15 protein-coding genes are annotated in these 15,575 nt (G+C 69.0%); 8 read left to right on the top strand and 7 right to left on the bottom strand.

Going from position 1 to position 15,575, the window contains the following annotated elements; all coding sequences use genetic code 11:
• A partial coding sequence (locus HA630_RS21010) for a GTP-binding protein (protein ID WP_166837487.1) occupies positions 1-557 on the bottom strand: 557 nt, incomplete at its 3' end.
• A 38-nt stretch (positions 558-595) separates the two neighbouring features.
• Entirely contained in the window at positions 596-1,900 is a 1,305-nt protein-coding gene (locus tag HA630_RS21005; protein WP_166837485.1) for a DUF4010 domain-containing protein, read from the bottom strand.
• 145 nt (positions 1,901-2,045) lie between these two features.
• On the opposite strand from HA630_RS21005, the gene HA630_RS21000 reads away from it, so the two are divergent.
• Positions 2,046-3,344 carry an RsmB/NOP family class I SAM-dependent RNA methyltransferase gene (locus HA630_RS21000; protein ID WP_166837483.1) on the top strand — a complete coding sequence of 433 codons (1,299 nt, stop codon included), beginning with the start codon at positions 2,046-2,048 and terminating at the stop codon, positions 3,342-3,344.
• Positions 3,345-3,476: 132 nt separating this feature from the next.
• The gene (locus tag HA630_RS20995) at positions 3,477-4,691 is read left to right on the top strand and encodes a fatty acid desaturase (RefSeq protein ID WP_166837481.1); all 1,215 of its coding nucleotides are present in this window, start codon (positions 3,477-3,479) and stop codon (positions 4,689-4,691) included.
• A gap of 2 nt (positions 4,692-4,693) precedes the next feature.
• Here HA630_RS20995 and HA630_RS20990 read toward each other — a convergent pair whose 3' ends face one another.
• The 4 genes from HA630_RS20990 to rpmB all read right to left on the bottom strand — a co-directional run bounded on the left by HA630_RS20990 (position 4,694) and on the right by rpmB (position 7,230).
• A complete protein-coding gene (locus tag HA630_RS20990) occupies positions 4,694-5,392 on the bottom strand; it encodes a TrkA family potassium uptake protein (protein ID WP_243855601.1) in 699 nt (232 codons plus the stop codon).
• Positions 5,382-6,710 (bottom strand): TrkH family potassium uptake protein, encoded by a 1,329-nt coding sequence (locus HA630_RS20985; RefSeq protein WP_166837479.1) that lies wholly within the window; start codon positions 6,708-6,710, stop codon positions 5,382-5,384. Before HA630_RS20985 ends, HA630_RS20990 begins: the two co-directional genes overlap by 11 nt.
• A 97-nt stretch (positions 6,711-6,807) precedes the next feature.
• Positions 6,808-6,978, bottom strand: a complete 171-nt coding sequence (gene rpmG, locus HA630_RS20980) for a 50S ribosomal protein L33 (protein WP_166837477.1) — start codon at positions 6,976-6,978, stop codon at positions 6,808-6,810.
• 18 nt (positions 6,979-6,996) lie between these two features.
• The gene (rpmB, locus tag HA630_RS20975; protein WP_101048611.1) at positions 6,997-7,230 is read right to left on the bottom strand and encodes a 50S ribosomal protein L28; all 234 of its coding nucleotides are present in this window, start codon (positions 7,228-7,230) and stop codon (positions 6,997-6,999) included.
• Between the two features lie 262 nt (positions 7,231-7,492).
• Between rpmB and HA630_RS20970 the strand changes: the two genes are divergently transcribed.
• Complete coding sequence (locus tag HA630_RS20970; RefSeq protein WP_166837475.1) at positions 7,493-8,416, top strand: bestrophin family protein; 924 nt, start codon at positions 7,493-7,495, stop codon at positions 8,414-8,416.
• A 32-nt stretch (positions 8,417-8,448) separates the two neighbouring features.
• Here the strand turns inward: HA630_RS20970 and trxB are convergent, their stop codons facing one another.
• Positions 8,449-9,399, bottom strand: a complete 951-nt coding sequence (trxB, locus tag HA630_RS20965) for a thioredoxin-disulfide reductase (RefSeq protein WP_166837473.1) — start codon at positions 9,397-9,399, stop codon at positions 8,449-8,451.
• A gap of 91 nt (positions 9,400-9,490) precedes the next feature.
• Here trxB and HA630_RS20960 point away from each other — a divergent pair, with 91 nt between their 5' ends.
• The 5 genes from HA630_RS20960 to HA630_RS23890 form a co-directional block, all read left to right on the top strand.
• Positions 9,491-11,929 (top strand): DNA translocase FtsK, encoded by a 2,439-nt coding sequence (locus HA630_RS20960; protein WP_166837471.1) that lies wholly within the window; start codon positions 9,491-9,493, stop codon positions 11,927-11,929.
• Between the two features lie 76 nt (positions 11,930-12,005).
• Positions 12,006-12,677, top strand: coding sequence for an outer-membrane lipoprotein carrier protein LolA (locus tag HA630_RS20955; protein WP_166837469.1), 672 nt, complete (start codon positions 12,006-12,008; stop codon positions 12,675-12,677).
• Positions 12,678-12,708: 31 nt separating this feature from the next.
• Positions 12,709-14,007, top strand: coding sequence for a replication-associated recombination protein A (locus HA630_RS20950; protein WP_166837467.1), 1,299 nt, complete (start codon positions 12,709-12,711; stop codon positions 14,005-14,007).
• 228 nt (positions 14,008-14,235) lie between these two features.
• Positions 14,236-15,165: a branched-chain amino acid ABC transporter permease gene (locus tag HA630_RS20945; RefSeq protein WP_166837465.1), complete on the top strand. Its 930-nt coding sequence runs from the start codon at positions 14,236-14,238 to the stop codon at positions 15,163-15,165.
• A gap of 15 nt (positions 15,166-15,180) precedes the next feature.
• On the top strand, positions 15,181-15,575 hold a 395-nt coding region (locus HA630_RS23890), incomplete at its 3' end, for an ABC transporter permease subunit (protein WP_407061939.1).

The following is a 15,575-nucleotide window of genomic DNA, read 5'->3' as shown; positions in this document are numbered from 1 at the left end:
TCGCTGCGGCGGTCGTACACGCCGTGGAACAGCTTGCCCATGCCCACCGGCCAGGTGAAGGGCACCACCGTCATGCCGAGTTCGCGTTCGATCTCGTCCATCACGTCCAGCGGCGCCTGCACCTCGCGGTCCATCTTGTTCACGAAGGTCAGGATGGGCGTGTTGCGCGCACGGCACACCTGCAACAGGCGGCGGGTCTGCGGTTCCACGCCGTTGGCCGCGTCGATCACCATCAGCGCCGCGTCCACCGCGGTCAGCACGCGGTAGGTGTCTTCGGAAAAGTCCTGGTGGCCGGGCGTGTCGAGCAGGTTGATCACGCAGTCGCGGTATTCCATCTGCATCACGCTGGAGGCCACGGAAATGCCGCGCTGCTTTTCGATCTCCATCCAGTCGGAGGTGGCATGGCGCGCGGCCTTGCGCGCCTTCACGGACCCGGCGATGTTGATGGCGCCCGAGAACAGCAGCAGCTTCTCGGTCAGCGTGGTTTTACCGGCGTCGGGGTGCGAAATGATGGCAAAGGTGCGGCGACGGCGCACCTGGTGTTCGATCTCAGACATGGGGCGGAATTATCCCGCACCCGGCCTGGGCACGGCCGTCAGCCCAGCGCCAGCGCCGCCGCCGTGCCCAGTGCCCCGGCCAGCCCCGCCAGCGTGGCGCCCAGCAGCACCGGCCGGCCCAGCGCGCCGCCCCCGGTGCTCCAGGCGATGCCGGCCTTGACCAGGGTGTTGCTCAGCGCCGCCAGGCCAATGGCCAGGGCCGTGGTGGCGGCCGCCGCCCCGCCGCTGTCGGGCTGGCGGGCCAGCGAAATGACGATGGCGTCCACGTCCGCCAGGCCCGAGACGGCCGACAGCACCAGCACCCCCTGTGCGCCCAGCGCCTCGCGGGCGGCCGGCACCAGCACCGCCATCAGCGCCAGAAAAGCGCCAAACCCCAGCGCCGTGCCCAGCCCGGAGGTGGGGCCCAGCGGGGGCGCCTGCGGCGCCGCCGGGTCGTCCGCGGCCGGGGCGGTTGGCGGGGCGGGCGTGCGCCACGCCAGCGCGGCGCTGAATGCCAGCAGGGCCAGGGCCGGCGCCAGCAGGGTGGCCCCCAGCGTGGCCAGCAGGCCGGGCTGGATGGCCGCGATCAGCCCCGCCATGCGCAGGAACATCACGCCCCAGGCGGCCAGGGTGCCGGCCGCCGCAGCCGGGGCCAGCGCCGGTTGGGCGCGGGCGTAGCGGGCCAGGGCCAGCGTCGCGGCGGTGGACGACGCCAGCCCGCCCAACCACCCCGTCCACAGCAGGCCGCGGTGGGTGCCGGTCATGCGGATGGCCCAATGCCCGCTCAGCGACAGGCCGGTGATCAGCACCACCGCCCACCACAGCTCGTGCGGGTTCCAGGCGTCGTAGGGGCCGTAGCCCTGGTTCGGCAGGTTGGGCAGGATCACCACCGTCAGCACCAGCAGTTGCAGCGCGGCGCTCAGCTCGCGGTGGTCGATCGCGCGCAGCCAGCCGTGCAGCGTCGGCTTGAGGTCCAGCAGCACCGATACCACCACCGCCGCCGCGAAGGCCAGCGCCACCCCGCCCGCGGCGGCGTAGGCGCCCAGCAGCAGCGTCAGCAGCATGGCCACCGCGCTGGTCACGCTGACCTTGTGGCTGTGGCGCGCCGCCTGCCCGTAAGACACCGCCAGCAGCAGCGCCACGCCCAGCAGTGCGGCCACCAGCGGCCACGGCCCGAAGCGCGGCAGCCAGCTGCCCAGCACCCCGCCCAGCAGCCCCACCAGCGCAAAGGTGCGCAGTCCGGCCACCCGGCCGCCTTCGGGCAGGTCGCGTTCCTGCCAACCGCGTTGCAGCCCGATCAGCAGGCCGATCAGCAGCGAAGCGCCCAAACCCAGCGCGTCAGGGGGGAGGTGTGTGGCGTCCATGGGCGAGTGCAGTGGACCGCCCGGGGCCGGGGGCGACCGTGGCGGTGCGCCTCCATGGTACGCGGCCTGGCCGTCTTTGTCTGCCACCGGCGGTGCCCGCCCCGCCCCGGGCCGCGCGTCCGGGTCTATGCCCGACAATCGCCCCATGCACCCGAACGCCTTGCTGGACCACGCCGCCGACCTCGTCGAGCAGGTGCTGTCCTTCCAACACCCCGCCGACGCCACCGCCGCCCGCTACTTCAAAGAACACCGCCAGCTCGGCCCGCGCGAACGCCACGCCCTGTCCGACACGGTCTACGCCGTGCTGCGCGAGTGGCCGCGCCTGCAGTGGTGGCTGCGCCAGGCCCCGGAGGAGGCGCCCGCCCCCAAAGGCCAGACGCCGGCCCGCCGCCAGGCGCGCCGCCTGGCCCTGCTGGCGCGCCGCGACGACACCCCCTGGCCCGACGCCGCCACCGAGGCCGAACGCGCCTGGCTGGCCACCTGCCTGCCCGACGCCCTGCCGCGCGAAGCCCCACCCCAGGCGCACCACCTGCTGCCGCCCTGGTTGGGCGAACGCCTGCAGGCCGAGCTGGGCGACGCTTTCCCCGCCCTGGCCGCCGCCCTGAACCAGCCCGCGCCGCTGGACCTGCGCGTCAACCCGCTCAAGGCCAAGCGCCCTGCCGTGCTGCAGCAGCTGGCCGCCGCCGGCCACGCGGCCGAGCCCACGCCGTACTCGCCCTGGGGCGTGCGGCTGCAGGGCAAGCCCGCGCTCCAGCGCGAAGCGCTGTTCCAGAGCGGCGCCGTCGAGGTGCAGGACGAAGGCTCGCAGCTGCTGGCCCTGTTGCTGGAAGCCAAGCGCAACGAGGTGGTGGTGGACTTCTGTGCCGGGGCCGGCGGCAAAACCCTGGCCCTGGGCGCGGTGATGCGCAACACCGGCCGGCTTTACGCTTTCGACACCTCGGCCCACCGGCTGGACGCCCTAGCGCCGCGCCTGCAACGTAGCGGCCTCAGCAACGTCTTCCCCATGGCGATTGCCCACGAGCAGGACGAGCGCGTGCTGCGCCTGCGCGGCAAGGCCGACCGGGTGATGGTGGACGCGCCCTGTTCCGGCCTGGGCACCCTGCGCCGCAACCCCGACCTGAAGTGGCGCCAGAAGCCCCAGGCCGTGGCCGAACTGGCCGAGCTGCAGGGCCGCATCCTGGCCAGCGCGGCGCGGTTGGTCAAACCGGGCGGGCGCCTGGTGTACGCCACTTGCAGCCTGCTGCCCGAAGAAAATGAGGCCGTGGCCGCCGCCTTCGGTGCCGCCCACCCGCGCGACTTCCAGCCGCTGCCGGTGGAGGAACTCCTGCGCCACGCCGGCGTCGAACAAGCCGAGGGGCTGTGCCGGTCTGGATACCTGCGGCTGTGGCCCCACCTGCACCACACCGACGGCTTTTTCGCCGCGGTGTGGGTCAAGAAACCCTGAATCCACTGTGGCGGCGCCTGGCCGCAGCCCGTGCCCGATTTGGTGTTTTGACCACCCCGACCTAAAATCGGGGGCTATGCCGCCGCGGCCCATGCCCGGTGCGCGTGCTTTTTTCCTAGTCAAAGGACATACATGTCTGTGATCGAATCGGGCTGGAACGGGCTCATCGCCCTGTTGTCGAACGGCCTCACCGGCGCGACCTGGTGGCAGGTGCTCATCGTGGCCTTGGTCATGACGCACATCACCATCGTCAGCGTCACCCTGTTCCTGCACCGCCACCAGGCCCACCGCGCGCTGGACCTGCACCCCGCCGTGGCGCACTTTTTCCGCTTCTGGCTGTGGATGACCACCGGCATGCTCACCAAGGAGTGGGCCGCCATCCACCGCAAACACCACGCCAAGTGCGAACAGGACGGCGACCCGCACAGCCCGCAGGTGTTCGGCATCAAGAAGGTGTTCTGGGAAGGCGCCGAGCTGTACCGCGCCGAAGCCAAGAACCAGGACACCCTGGACCGCTACGGCCACGGCACGCCCGACGACTGGATGGAGCGCAACGTCTACACCCGGCACTCGCGCCTAGGCGTGAGCCTGATGCTCATCCTCGACGTCGCCCTGTTCGGCGCGCTGGGTCTGGCCGTGTGGGCGGTGCAGATGGCCTGGATCCCGTTCTGGGCCGCCGGCGTCATCAACGGCATCGGCCACTTCTGGGGGTACCGCAACTTCGAGGCCACCGACGCCAGCACCAACGTCTCGCCCTGGGGCATCATCGTGGGTGGCGAGGAACTGCACAACAACCACCACACCTACCCGACGTCGGCCAAGTTCTCGGTCAAACCCTACGAGTTCGACATCGGCTGGCTCTACATCAGCATCCTGGCCAAGTTCGGCCTGGCCAAGCCCAAAAAGACCCCGCCCAAGCTCGCCTTTGGCGACGTCAAGCCGGTGGCTGACGAAAAGACGCTGGAAGCCATCATCGCCAACCGCTACGAGGTGATGGCCGGTTACGCCCGCCAGATGCGCGCGACGGTGCAGGCCGAGGTCGATGCCCTCAAAGCCCGCAGCGCCGACGCGTCCATGCTGGAGGCCGCCCGCCGCTGGCTGCACCGCGACGACGACAAGGTGCCCGCCAAGTACCAGGCCAAGGTGGCCCAGGTGCGCGCCGCCCACCCGGCGCTGGCGCAGATGCACGCCATGCGCGAAGAGTTGCGCCAGCTCTGGTCCAACACCTCGCACAACCGCGAACAGCTGGCCAAGGACCTGCAGGCCTGGTGCCGCCGCGCCGAGGAAAGCGGCATTGCCGCCCTGCGCGACTACTCCGTCAAGCTGCGCGCGGTGCGCCTGGCCTGAGGTCAGCGTTCGCTGGAAAACGCGGCGAACTTCTCCACCTTGCGGGTGGGGCCCGACACGATCAGCAGGTCCCCCGGCAGGATCACCGTGTCGGGTTTGGCGTGGCGGAAGTCCTGGTTCTGCCGCTTCACGCCCACCACCGTCACCCCAAAGCGCTCGCGCACCGACGACTCGGCCAGCGAGCGGTTCTGGGCCGGCAGCGGTGCGCGGATCTTGGCGATGGCAAAGCCGTCGTCGAACTCGATGTAGTCCATCATCCGGCCCGTGATCAGGTGCGCCACCCGCGCGCCCATGTCGGCCTCGGGGTAGACCACGTGGTGCGCGCCGATGCGCTGGGCGATCTGGCCGTGCTCGGTGGTCAGTGCCTTGACCCAGATGTCCCGGATCTCCAGCTCTGTCAGCGCCATCACCGTCATCAGGCTGGCGGCCAGGTCGGTGCCGATGCCGACGATGGCATGGGCGAAGTCGGCCACGCCCAGCTGGCGCAGCACCTGCACATTGGTGCCGTCGGCCTGCACCGCGTGGGTCAGCCGGTCGGCCCAGGCCTGCACCGGTTCTTCCTCGGCGTCGATGCCCATGACGTCGTGCCCCAGCCGCACCAGCGACTGCGCCACGGCGCTGCCGAAGCGCCCCAGCCCGATGACGACCACGCTGTCGCCCTGCGAAAAGGCGTGCTGTTCGGTGAACAATTTACCCAACAATTGGATGCTCCTCGGGGTAGCGGTAAGGCATGCGGTGCTCGCCCAGGGCGAGCGACGCGGCCAGGGTGATGGTGCCGACCCGGCCCACGTACATCAGCAGCGTCAGCATGAGCTGGCTGGCCGGGGGCAGGTCGGCGGTGATGCCGGTGGACAGGCCGACCGTGCCAAAGGCCGACACCACCTCGAAAATGATCTGGTCGGTGGGTATGGCGGTGCCGCGCAGCAGCACCAGCGTGCCCAGCACCACCATGCTGCTGCCCAGCACCAGCACGGTGATGGCCTGGCGCTGCGCCGCCGGCGAGATCCGCCGGCCAAAGGCTTCGGTGTCGCTGCGGCCCCGGACTTCGGCCACCACCAGCAGCACCAGCACCAGGAAGGTGCCCACCTTCACCCCCCCGGCGGTGCCGGCGCTGCCGCCGCCGATGAACATGAGGAAGTAGTGCAGTGCCCAACTTTCATGGCTCAGCGCGGCAATGTCGAGCGCGTTGAAGCCGGCGGTGCGCGCCGACACCGACACGAAAGCGGCGTTGAGCGCCTTGTCCAACCAGCCCATGGGCCCCAGCGTGCCGGGGTTGGACCACTCGAACCACAGGGTGCAGACAAAGCCGAACAACAGCAGTCCCGCCGTGCCCAGCAGGGTCAGCTTGGTGTGCAGCGACCAGTGGTGCGGGTCGTTCGGCCGGCTGCGCATGTCGTGCAGCACGGGGAACCCCAGCCCGCCCACCACGATGGCGAACATCACTGGGGTCAGCACCCAGGCGTCGGTCTGGTAGCGCGTCAGGCCGTCGGCATGGATGGAAAACCCCGCGTTGTTGAAGGCCGAGACCGCGTGGAATAGGCCGCTCCAGGCGGCCTCGGACCAGGGCAGTCCGTAACTCAGGTGCAGCCGGCCGGCCAGCACCGCGGCCATCAGCAGTTCGCACACCAGCGTCACGCCGAACACCAACTTGGCCACGCTGGTCACGTCGCCCAGGCCCACCACATGGGTTTCTGCCTGCGTGATCAGCCGGCTGCGCAGCCGCAAGGACCGGTTGACCAGCAGGCCGAGCAGGGTGGCGGCGGTCATCATGCCGAAACCGCCGAGTTGGAACAGCCCCAAGATCACGGTCTGGCCCCAGACCGTCCAGTAGGTGCCGGTGTCCACCACCACCAGGCCGGTCACGCACACCGCCGAGACCGCGGTGAAAAAGGCCGTCAGCCAGGGGGCCGACACGCCCTGCGCCTGCGCCTGGGGCAGCATCAGCAGGCCCGTGCCCACCAGGATCGCCAGTGCGAACACCAGGGCCACCGTTCGGGTGGGATGGAGCAGGGTTTTCATGGGGGAGGGGCGTCGGCGATGGCGCGATTCTAGACCGCCGTGGCCGGGCACAAAAAAACCGCTGGGGAGCCAGCGGTTTTTGGGGGTCAGCGCCGAATCACTTCAGCTTGACTTCTTTGTAGTCCACATGCTTGCGAGCTTTCGGATCGAATTTCACGATCAGCATCTTCTCGGGCATGGTTTTCTTGTTTTTGGTGGTCGTGTAGAAGTGACCGGTGCCGGCAGTGGATTCCAGCTTGATTTTTTCGCGTCCGCCTTTGGTTGCCATGGTTCAGCTCCTTAACGATTAGGCTTGGCCACGTGCGCGCAGGTCGGCGAGCACAGCATCGATACCGTTTTTGTCGATCAGACGCAGGGCAGCGCCGGAGACGCGCAGGCGCACCCAGCGGTTCTCGCTCTCGACCCAGAAACGGCGGGACTGCAGGTTCGGCAGGAACCGGCGCTTGGTTTTGTTGTTGGCGTGGGAAACGTTGTTCCCGACCATGGGCTTCTTGCCCGTGACTTCACACACGCGTGCCATGATGGACACTCCAGTAAAAATTAACGGCTGTACGCCGCACCTCGCCCACGTCCTGTGTTGTGCCGACTGCCCCACGACCTTCTCAGGCGGTGTGGACGGCTCCGGCTCGCGGGCGGTTGAAATTGGAGCGGCTGGGCAAGCCCAAACGCACCAAACCCAACATTCTACATCGATGAGGCGTTTGAGTCCAGTGAGGCTGTGCCCGGAACGCCACGGTCGGCGCGCTAACATCGGTGCATCTTGGGTACGCCCGTCCAGCCGCATGATCGTTCGCCCCAAACAACATTGGTTCCGTCTGGTTTTCGTGTGGCACGGCTCGGTCCTGCACAAAATCCTGTCGCGGCTGCTGCTCATCGGCGCGGTGGGAGTGGGGGCCGTGCTGGCCATGCCGCAGCTGGCCGCCTGGGACCTGCACATGTCCACGGCGCCGTTCAGCCTGATCGGCATCGCGCTGGCCATTTTTCTGGGCTTTCGCAACAGCGCCAGTTACGACCGTTTCTGGGAAGCCCGCAAGTTCTGGGGGGCCTTGCTGGTCAACGCCCGCGCCCTGCTGCGCCAGGCCCAGACGCTGACCTGCCGCGGCCCCGGCGACCCCGAGGTGCGCGCCCTGGCCGCTTTGCTGATCGCTTTTGCCTGCCAGCTGAAGCACCAGCTGCGCCGCACCCCGGGGCAGGGCGACCTGGATCGCCTGTTGCCGCCGACCTTGGCCCAACGCCTGGGCCGGGCCGAATACGCCTGTGTGCTGCTGCTGCGCGACATGGGGCGGTGGGTGCAGGCGCAGCACGCCGCCGGCCGCCTGTCCGAAGAGGGCGTGCGGGCCATGGACAGCAACCTCAACGAGCTGACCGCCTGCCATGGCGGTTGCGAGCGCCTGGCCAGCACCCCCATTCCCTACGCCTACAGCGTGTTGCTGCACCGCACGGTCTACGTCTACTGCGCGCTGCTGCCCTTCAGCCTGCTGGACGCGGTGGGCGTGCTCACGCCGCTGATCGCGGTGTTCATCTCCTACGCCTTCATGGCCTTGGACGCCATCGCCAGCGAGTTGGAGGAGCCCTTCGGCACCGAGCCCAACGACCTGGCGCTGGATGCGCTGTGCATCACCGCCGAGCGCACCCTGCTGGAGATGTGCGACGTGGCCGAGCTGCCAGCGCCCTTGCAGCCCCGCGCCGACCACGTGCTGACCTGAGCCTGCCGCCGCCGGGCGCGGCTCCGTCGGGGTCAGGCGCTGGGGTGCTGCTCCAGGAAGCGCTGCGCGTCCAGCGCGGCCATGCAGCCGGTGCCGGCGCTGGTGATGGCCTGGCGGTAAATGTGGTCCTGCACGTCGCCGGCGGCGAACACGCCGGGCACGCTGGTTTGGGTGGCAAAGCCCTGCTGGCCGCCGTGGGTCTTCAGGTAGCCATCGTGCATCTCCAGCTGGCCTTTGAAGATCTCGGTGTTCGGGCTGTGGCCGATGGCGATGAAGCAGCCCTGCAGCTGGATGTCTTCGGTGGCGCCGGTCTGCACGTGCTTGACGCGGATGCCGGTCACGCCCGTCTTGTCGCCCAGCACTTCGTCGAGCACATGGAACACCTTGAGTTCGATCTTGCCTTCGCGCACCTTCTCCATCAGCTTGTCCACCATGATGGCTTCGGCGCGGAAGGTGTCGCGGCGGTGCACCAGCGTGACCTTGCTGGCGATGTTGCTCAGGTACAGCGCCTCTTCCACGGCGGTGTTGCCGCCGCCGACCACGCACACCTCTTGGCCGCGGTAGAAGAAGCCGTCGCAGGTGGCGCAGGCGCTCACGCCCTTGCCCATGAAGGCTTCTTCCGACGGCAGGCCCAGGTAACGGGCCGAGGCACCGGTGGCGATGATGAGGCTGTCGCAGGTGTAGGTGCCGCTGTCGCCGGTCAGGGTGAAGGGGCGCTGGGACAGATCGACCGCGCTGATGTGGTCGAACACGATCTCGGTCTTGAAACGCTCGGCGTGCTCCAGAAAGCGCTGCATCAGGTCCGGGCCTTGCACGCCGTGCACGTCGGCGGGCCAGTTGTCCACTTCGGTGGTGGTCATGAGCTGGCCACCCTGGGCCATGCCGGTGATGAGCAGCGGGTTCAGGTTGGCGCGGGCGGCGTAGACGGCGGCGGTGTAGCCGGCGGGGCCGGAGCCGAGGATGAGGACTTTGGCGTGTTTCATGGGCGGGTGGGGAGCGTTCGTTGGGTCAAGGCGTATTGTAGAAAGGGCGGTCTGACCCCGTACGGGGTCGGTTAAGCTTGCATGTGCGTTTATGACCTATTCCCTGAACACCCTCAACGGCGACGCCGCCCACGCCGCCCCCAGCGGGCTGCGGCGCTTTGCCCAGGAAATCTCGTTGGTGCTGGGCGCGGTGGCGCTGCTGTTCTGGCTGATCGCCTTGTTGAGCCACAGTCTGGCCGACCCGGCTTGGTCCACCTCGGGCACCGGCCCGGCCGTGAACAACTGGGGCGGGCGCCTCGGCGCGGTGCTGGCCGACCTGTCCTACTACCTGGGGGGCATGTCGGTCTGGTGGGCGGTGCTGGCCGCGGGCCGCGCCTGGCTGGCGGCGCTGGCCCGCTGGTTGCGTGCGCACGCCCCGGCCGCGGCGGCCGATGCGCTGCCCTGGTGGCACACCTCGGGTCGGCAGCGCGCGCTGTTTTGGCTCGGTCTGGGTCTGCTGCTGTCGGCCAGCAGCGTGCTGGAGTGGGGCCGGCTGCACCGCTGGGACGCGTTGCTGCCCGGGCAGGCCGGCGGGGTGCTGGGTCAGCTGCTGGGGCCGTGGGCCGCGCGCTGGCTGGGCTTCACCGGGTCGGCGCTGCTGGCCCTGTCGCTGCTGGTGCTGGCCTCGGCCTGGGTGTTCCGCTTCAGCTGGGGGCAGTGGGCGGAGGTCTGTGGCCGCACCCTGGACGGCTGGTTCGACAGCCGCCGCGAACGGCGCGAGGCCGACGAGGACCAGCGCATCGGCCAGCAGGCGGCACGCGAACGCGAACAACAGGAGGCCCGCTACAGCGTCGAGCACCCGGCCCACGAACCCCACTTGGCGCCGTCCCCGGACGGCGCCGGCGAAGGCGATGACGGGACCGGGACCGCGCCCCCGCGCGCCCGCGCCCCCCGGGCCGTGGCGGCCAAGGCGGTGCAGATCGAACCCACCCTGGCCGAGGTGCCGCCCAGCACCCGGGTGGTGAAAGAACGGCAAAAACCGCTGTTTGCCGAGATCCCCGACTCCAAACTGCCGCAGGTGGACCTGCTGGACGCGGCCGGCAAGCAGCCGTCCACCGTCTCGCCGGAGACGCTGGAGATGACCAGCCGGCTGATTGAGAAAAAGCTGCGCGACTTTGGCGTGGAGGTGGCGGTGGTCGCGGCCCAGCCGGGCCCGGTCATCACCCGCTACGAGATCGAGCCGGCCACCGGCGTCAAGGGCGCGCAGGTGGTCAACCTGGCGCGCGACCTGGCGCGCTCGCTGTCGCTGGTCAGCATCCGGGTGATCGAGACCATTCCGGGCAAGAACCTGATGGCGCTGGAGCTGCCCAACGCCAAGCGCCAGACCATCAAGCTCAGCGAAATCCTGGGCTCGCAGGTCTACGCCGACGCCAAAAGCCTGCTGACCATGGGCCTGGGCAAGGACATCGCGGGCCACCCGGTGGTGGCCGACCTGGCCAAGATGCCGCACTGCCTGGTGGCCGGCACCACCGGTTCGGGCAAGTCGGTGGGCATCAACGCGATGATCTTGAGCCTGCTGTACAAGGCCGATGCGCGCGACGTGCGGCTGCTGCTGATCGACCCCAAGATGCTGGAACTGAGCGTCTACGAGGGCATTCCGCACCTGCTCTGCCCGGTGGTGACCGACATGAAGCAGGCCGCGCACGGCCTGAACTGGTGCGTGGGCGAAATGGAAAAGCGCTACCGCCTGATGAGCAAGGTGGGCGTGCGCAACCTGGCCGGCTACAACGCCAAGATCGACGAGGCGGCGGCGCGCGGCGAATCCATTCGCAACCCGTTCAGCCTGACGCCGGAGCAGCCCGAGCCGCTGGAGCGGCTGCCCTACATCGTGGTGGTGATCGACGAACTGGCCGACCTCATGATGGTGGTGGGCAAGAAGATCGAGGAGCTGATCGCGCGGCTGGCGCAGAAGGCGCGCGCCGCCGGCATCCACCTGATCCTGGCCACTCAGCGCCCGAGCGTGGACGTGATCACCGGCCTGATCAAGGCCAACATTCCCACGCGCATCAGCTTCCAGGTGAGCAGCAAGATCGACAGCCGCACCATCCTCGACCAGATGGGCGCCGAGGCCCTGCTGGGCATGGGCGACATGCTCTACATGCCCAGCGGCACCGGCTACCCGACGCGGGTGCACGGCGCGTTTGTGAGCGACGACGAGGTGCACCGCGTGGTCAGCTACCTGAAGGAGCAGTTTGGCGAGCCCGATTACCTCGATGGCGTGCTCGAAGGCGCCGGTGATGGCGAGGGCGGCGGGGGGGATGTGTTCGGCGACGGCGAGGCCGGCGGCGAAAAAGACCCGCTCTACGACCAGGCTGTGGCCATCGTGCTGCAGGACCGCAAGGCCAGCATCAGCTACGTGCAGCGCAAGCTGAAAATCGGCTACAACCGCGCCGCCCGCCTGCTGGAAGACATGGAGAACGCCGGCCTGGTGAGCGCGCTCACCGCCAGCGGCCAGCGCGACATCCTGGTGGCCGCGCGGGGCGGCGAATGACCCCGCCGTCACCAACCCTTACACCTGCCCCCGGCGCAGGGCGGAACCGCCGCCCCGGCGCCGGTTCACACCAGCCATGACCCGACGACCCTTCCTCCCTCTGCTGGGCGGCGCCACGCTGCTGTGTGCGCTGGCGGCCCCCGCCCTGGCACAAACCGACGGCCTGCGCGCGCTGGAAGCCTTCCTGAAAAACACCCAGCAGGGCAAGACGGCCTTCACCCAGGTGGTGCAGTCACCCCCCCGGGCCGGCGAAACCGCCGGGCGGCGCAAGACCAGCAGCGGCACGTTCGAATTTCAGCGGCCCGACCGTTTTCGCTTCGTCTACACCCGGCCGTTCGAGCAAACCATCGTGGCCGACGGCACCACCCTGTGGCTGTACGACGCGGACCTGAACCAGGTGACCGCCCGGCCCCAGGCCGAGGTGTTGGGCCAGACGCCGGCGGCGCTGATCGCCGCCACGCCCGACCTCAAGGGCCTGGACCGGGTGTTCACCCTGAGCAACTCCGCCCCCGAACCGGGCGCCCGCGACGGCCTGGCCTGGGTGCAGGCGCAGCCGCGCCAGCGCGACGGCCAGCTGCAGCAGGTGCGCCTGGGCTTCCGCCAGGGCCAACTGGCGGCGCTGGACATGCTGGACAGTTTTGGTCAGCGGTCCACCCTCACCTTCGAGGCCATGGACACGGCCCCAGGCTTCAAACCCGGGCACTTCGACTTCAAGCCTCCGCCGGGGGCCGAGGTGGTGCGCCCCTGAAGGCGGCCCGAACTACACTGGCGGGCACGCCATGTCTGCTTCCACCCCCCCCATTCCCCTGGCCGAACGGCTGCGCCCCCGCACCCTGGCCGACGTGATCGGCCAGCAGCACCTGCTGGGCGCTGGCATGCCCTTGCGCATGGCCTTCGAATCCGGCCGCCCGCACAGCTGTATCCTCTGGGGCCCGCCCGGGGTCGGCAAAACCACCATCGCCCGGCTGATGGCGCAGGCCTTCGACGCGCAGTTCATCGCCATCAGCGCGGTGCTGGGCGGGGTCAAGGACATCCGCGAAGCGGTCGAGACAGCCGAACACGCCCGCACCGGCCTGCAGCCGCAGGCCACCATCGTCTTCGTGGACGAGGTGCACCGCTTCAACAAAAGCCAGCAGGACGCCTTTTTGCCCCATGTGGAAAGCGGGCTGTTCACCTTCGTCGGCGCCACCACCGAAAACCCCAGTTTCGAGGTGAATTCGGCGCTGCTGTCGCGCGCCGCGGTGTACGTGCTGCAACCCTTGTCGGAAGACGACCTGGGCGAGCTGGTGGCCCGTGCCCAGGCGCTGGGGGCGGTGCCCGCGCTGGAAGACGCGGCCCGCCAACGCCTGCTGGCTTACGCCGACGGCGACGCGCGCCGTCTGCTCAACACCCTGGAAACCCTGGCCGTGACCGCGCAGGCCCAGGGGCTGGACGCCTTGACCGACGGCTGGTTGCTCCAGGTGCTGGGCGAACGGCTGCGTCGCTACGACAAGGGCGGTGAACAGTTTTACGACACCATTTCGGCCCTGCACAAAAGCGTGCGTGGCTCCGACCCCGACGCCGCCCTGTATTGGCTGGTGCGCATGCTCGACGGCGGCGCCGACCCGCGCTACCTGGCGCGCCGGCTGGTGCGCATGGCCAGCGAGGACATCGGCCTGGCCGACCCGCGCGCGCTGCGCCTGGCGCTGGACGCGGCCGAGGTGTACGAGCGCCTGGGCAGCCCCGAGGGCGAACTGACCCTGGCCCAGGCGGTGGTGTACCTGGCGGTGGCGCCCAAGAGCAACGCGGTGTACCGGGCCTACAACGAGGTGCGCGCCTTCGTCAAAAAAGACGGCTCCCGCCCCGTGCCGCTGCACCTGCGCAACGCGCCGACGCAGCTGATGAAAGACCTCGACTTTGGCAAGGCCTACCGCTACGCCCACGACGAGCCCGACGCCTTCGCCGCCGGCGAGCACTACTTCCCCGACGGCCTGCACCCGCCGCCGTTCTACCGCCCGGTGCCGCGCGGCTTGGAGATCCGCATTGGCGATAAGTTGCGGGAACTGCACGAACGCAACATCAGCGCGGCTAATAAGTGAGCTGACTTGTCGATGCGGCGACAGAATCGCCCAAATGGCCTGGAAATTGCAGGGTTTACCCGGGGCGCACCCGTGTAACTACGTGGGTGTGTCCCGCCGGTGCGTGGCTACAATCCGCCCACCAACCCGCCGCCGGCCACCACCCCAGGTTCGTGCGGCGGGTTTTTTGCTGGCCTGAGCGCACCCCGCGAATGGGCCGGTGAGTCCCTCACAACGGAGCTTTCTTTCATGGACATCTTGCTTCAGCAGATCATCAACGGTCTGGTCCTGGGCAGCATGTACGCCTTGGTGGCCTTGGGCTACACCATGGTGTACGGCATCATCGGGCTCATCAACTTCGCCCACGGCGACGTGCTCATGGTGGGCGCCCTCACCAGCTGGACCATCATCGTGCAGGCGCGCGACGCCATGCCCGGCATCCCGGGCTGGGTCCTGCTGGTCATCGCCGCCCTCATCGCCATGGTGGTGTGCGCCACGCTCAACTTCACCATCGAGAAGCTGGCCTACCGGCCGCTGCGCAACTCGCCCCGGCTGGCGCCGCTGATCACCGCCATCGGGATGAGCATCCTGCTGCAGACGCTGGCCATGATCATCTGGAAGCCCAACCCCAAGTCTTACCCGACGCTGCTGCCGTCCGAGCCCTTCCACCTGGGGGGCGCGGTGATCTCCACCACGCAGATCGCCATCCTGGGCACGACCGCGGTGGTGCTGTCGTTGCTGATGTACATCGTCAACAAGACCAACCTGGGCCGCGCCATGCGGGCCACGGCCGAAAACCCCAAGGTCGCCGGCCTCATGGGCATCAAGCCCGACGTGGTGATTTCCGCCACCTTCATCATCGGCGCCATGCTGGCGGCCATCGCCGGCATCATGTGGGCGTCCAACTACGGCACGGTGCAGCACTCCATGGGCTTCATGCCCGGCCTCAAGGCGTTTGTGGCGGCGGTGTTCGGCGGCATCGGCAACCTCGCCGGCGCGGTGGTCGGCGGCATTTCGCTGGGCCTGATCGAGTCGCTCGGCGCGGGCTACCTGGGGTCGCTGACCGGCGGTTTCCTGGGCAGCCAGTACTCCGACATTTTTGCCTTCATCGTGCTGGCCATCGTGCTCACCCTGCGCCCCTCGGGCCTGCTGGGCGAACGCGTGGCCGATCGGGCCTGACGCAGGAGCACCCACATGTTGAATGCCAAAGCCTCCAAACTGCTGGTTTTCCTGCTGGCCGCTGCCGCGCTGCTGGTCCTGCCCATCGTGCTGCAGGGTTACGGCAACGCCTGGGTCCGCATCGTGGACATGGCGCTGCTCTACGTGCTGCTGGCCCTGGGCCTGAACATCGTGGTCGGCTACGCCGGCCTGCTCGACCTGGGCTACATCGCCTTCTTTGCGGTGGGCGCCTACATCATGGGCCTGCTGGGCTCGCCGCACCTGGCCGAGGCCTTCGAGGCCGTGCGCCAGGGTTTCCCCAACGGCATCCACTACAACATCTGGGTGCTGATGGCGGTGGCCGCCTTCGTCGCCGGGGTGGTGGGCATGCTGCTGGGCGCGCCCACGCTCAAGCTGCGCGGCGACTACCT

It is taken from the genome of Aquabacterium sp. A08, from assembly GCF_011742065.1.
This window is presented reverse-complemented; position numbering and strand designations above follow the sequence as displayed.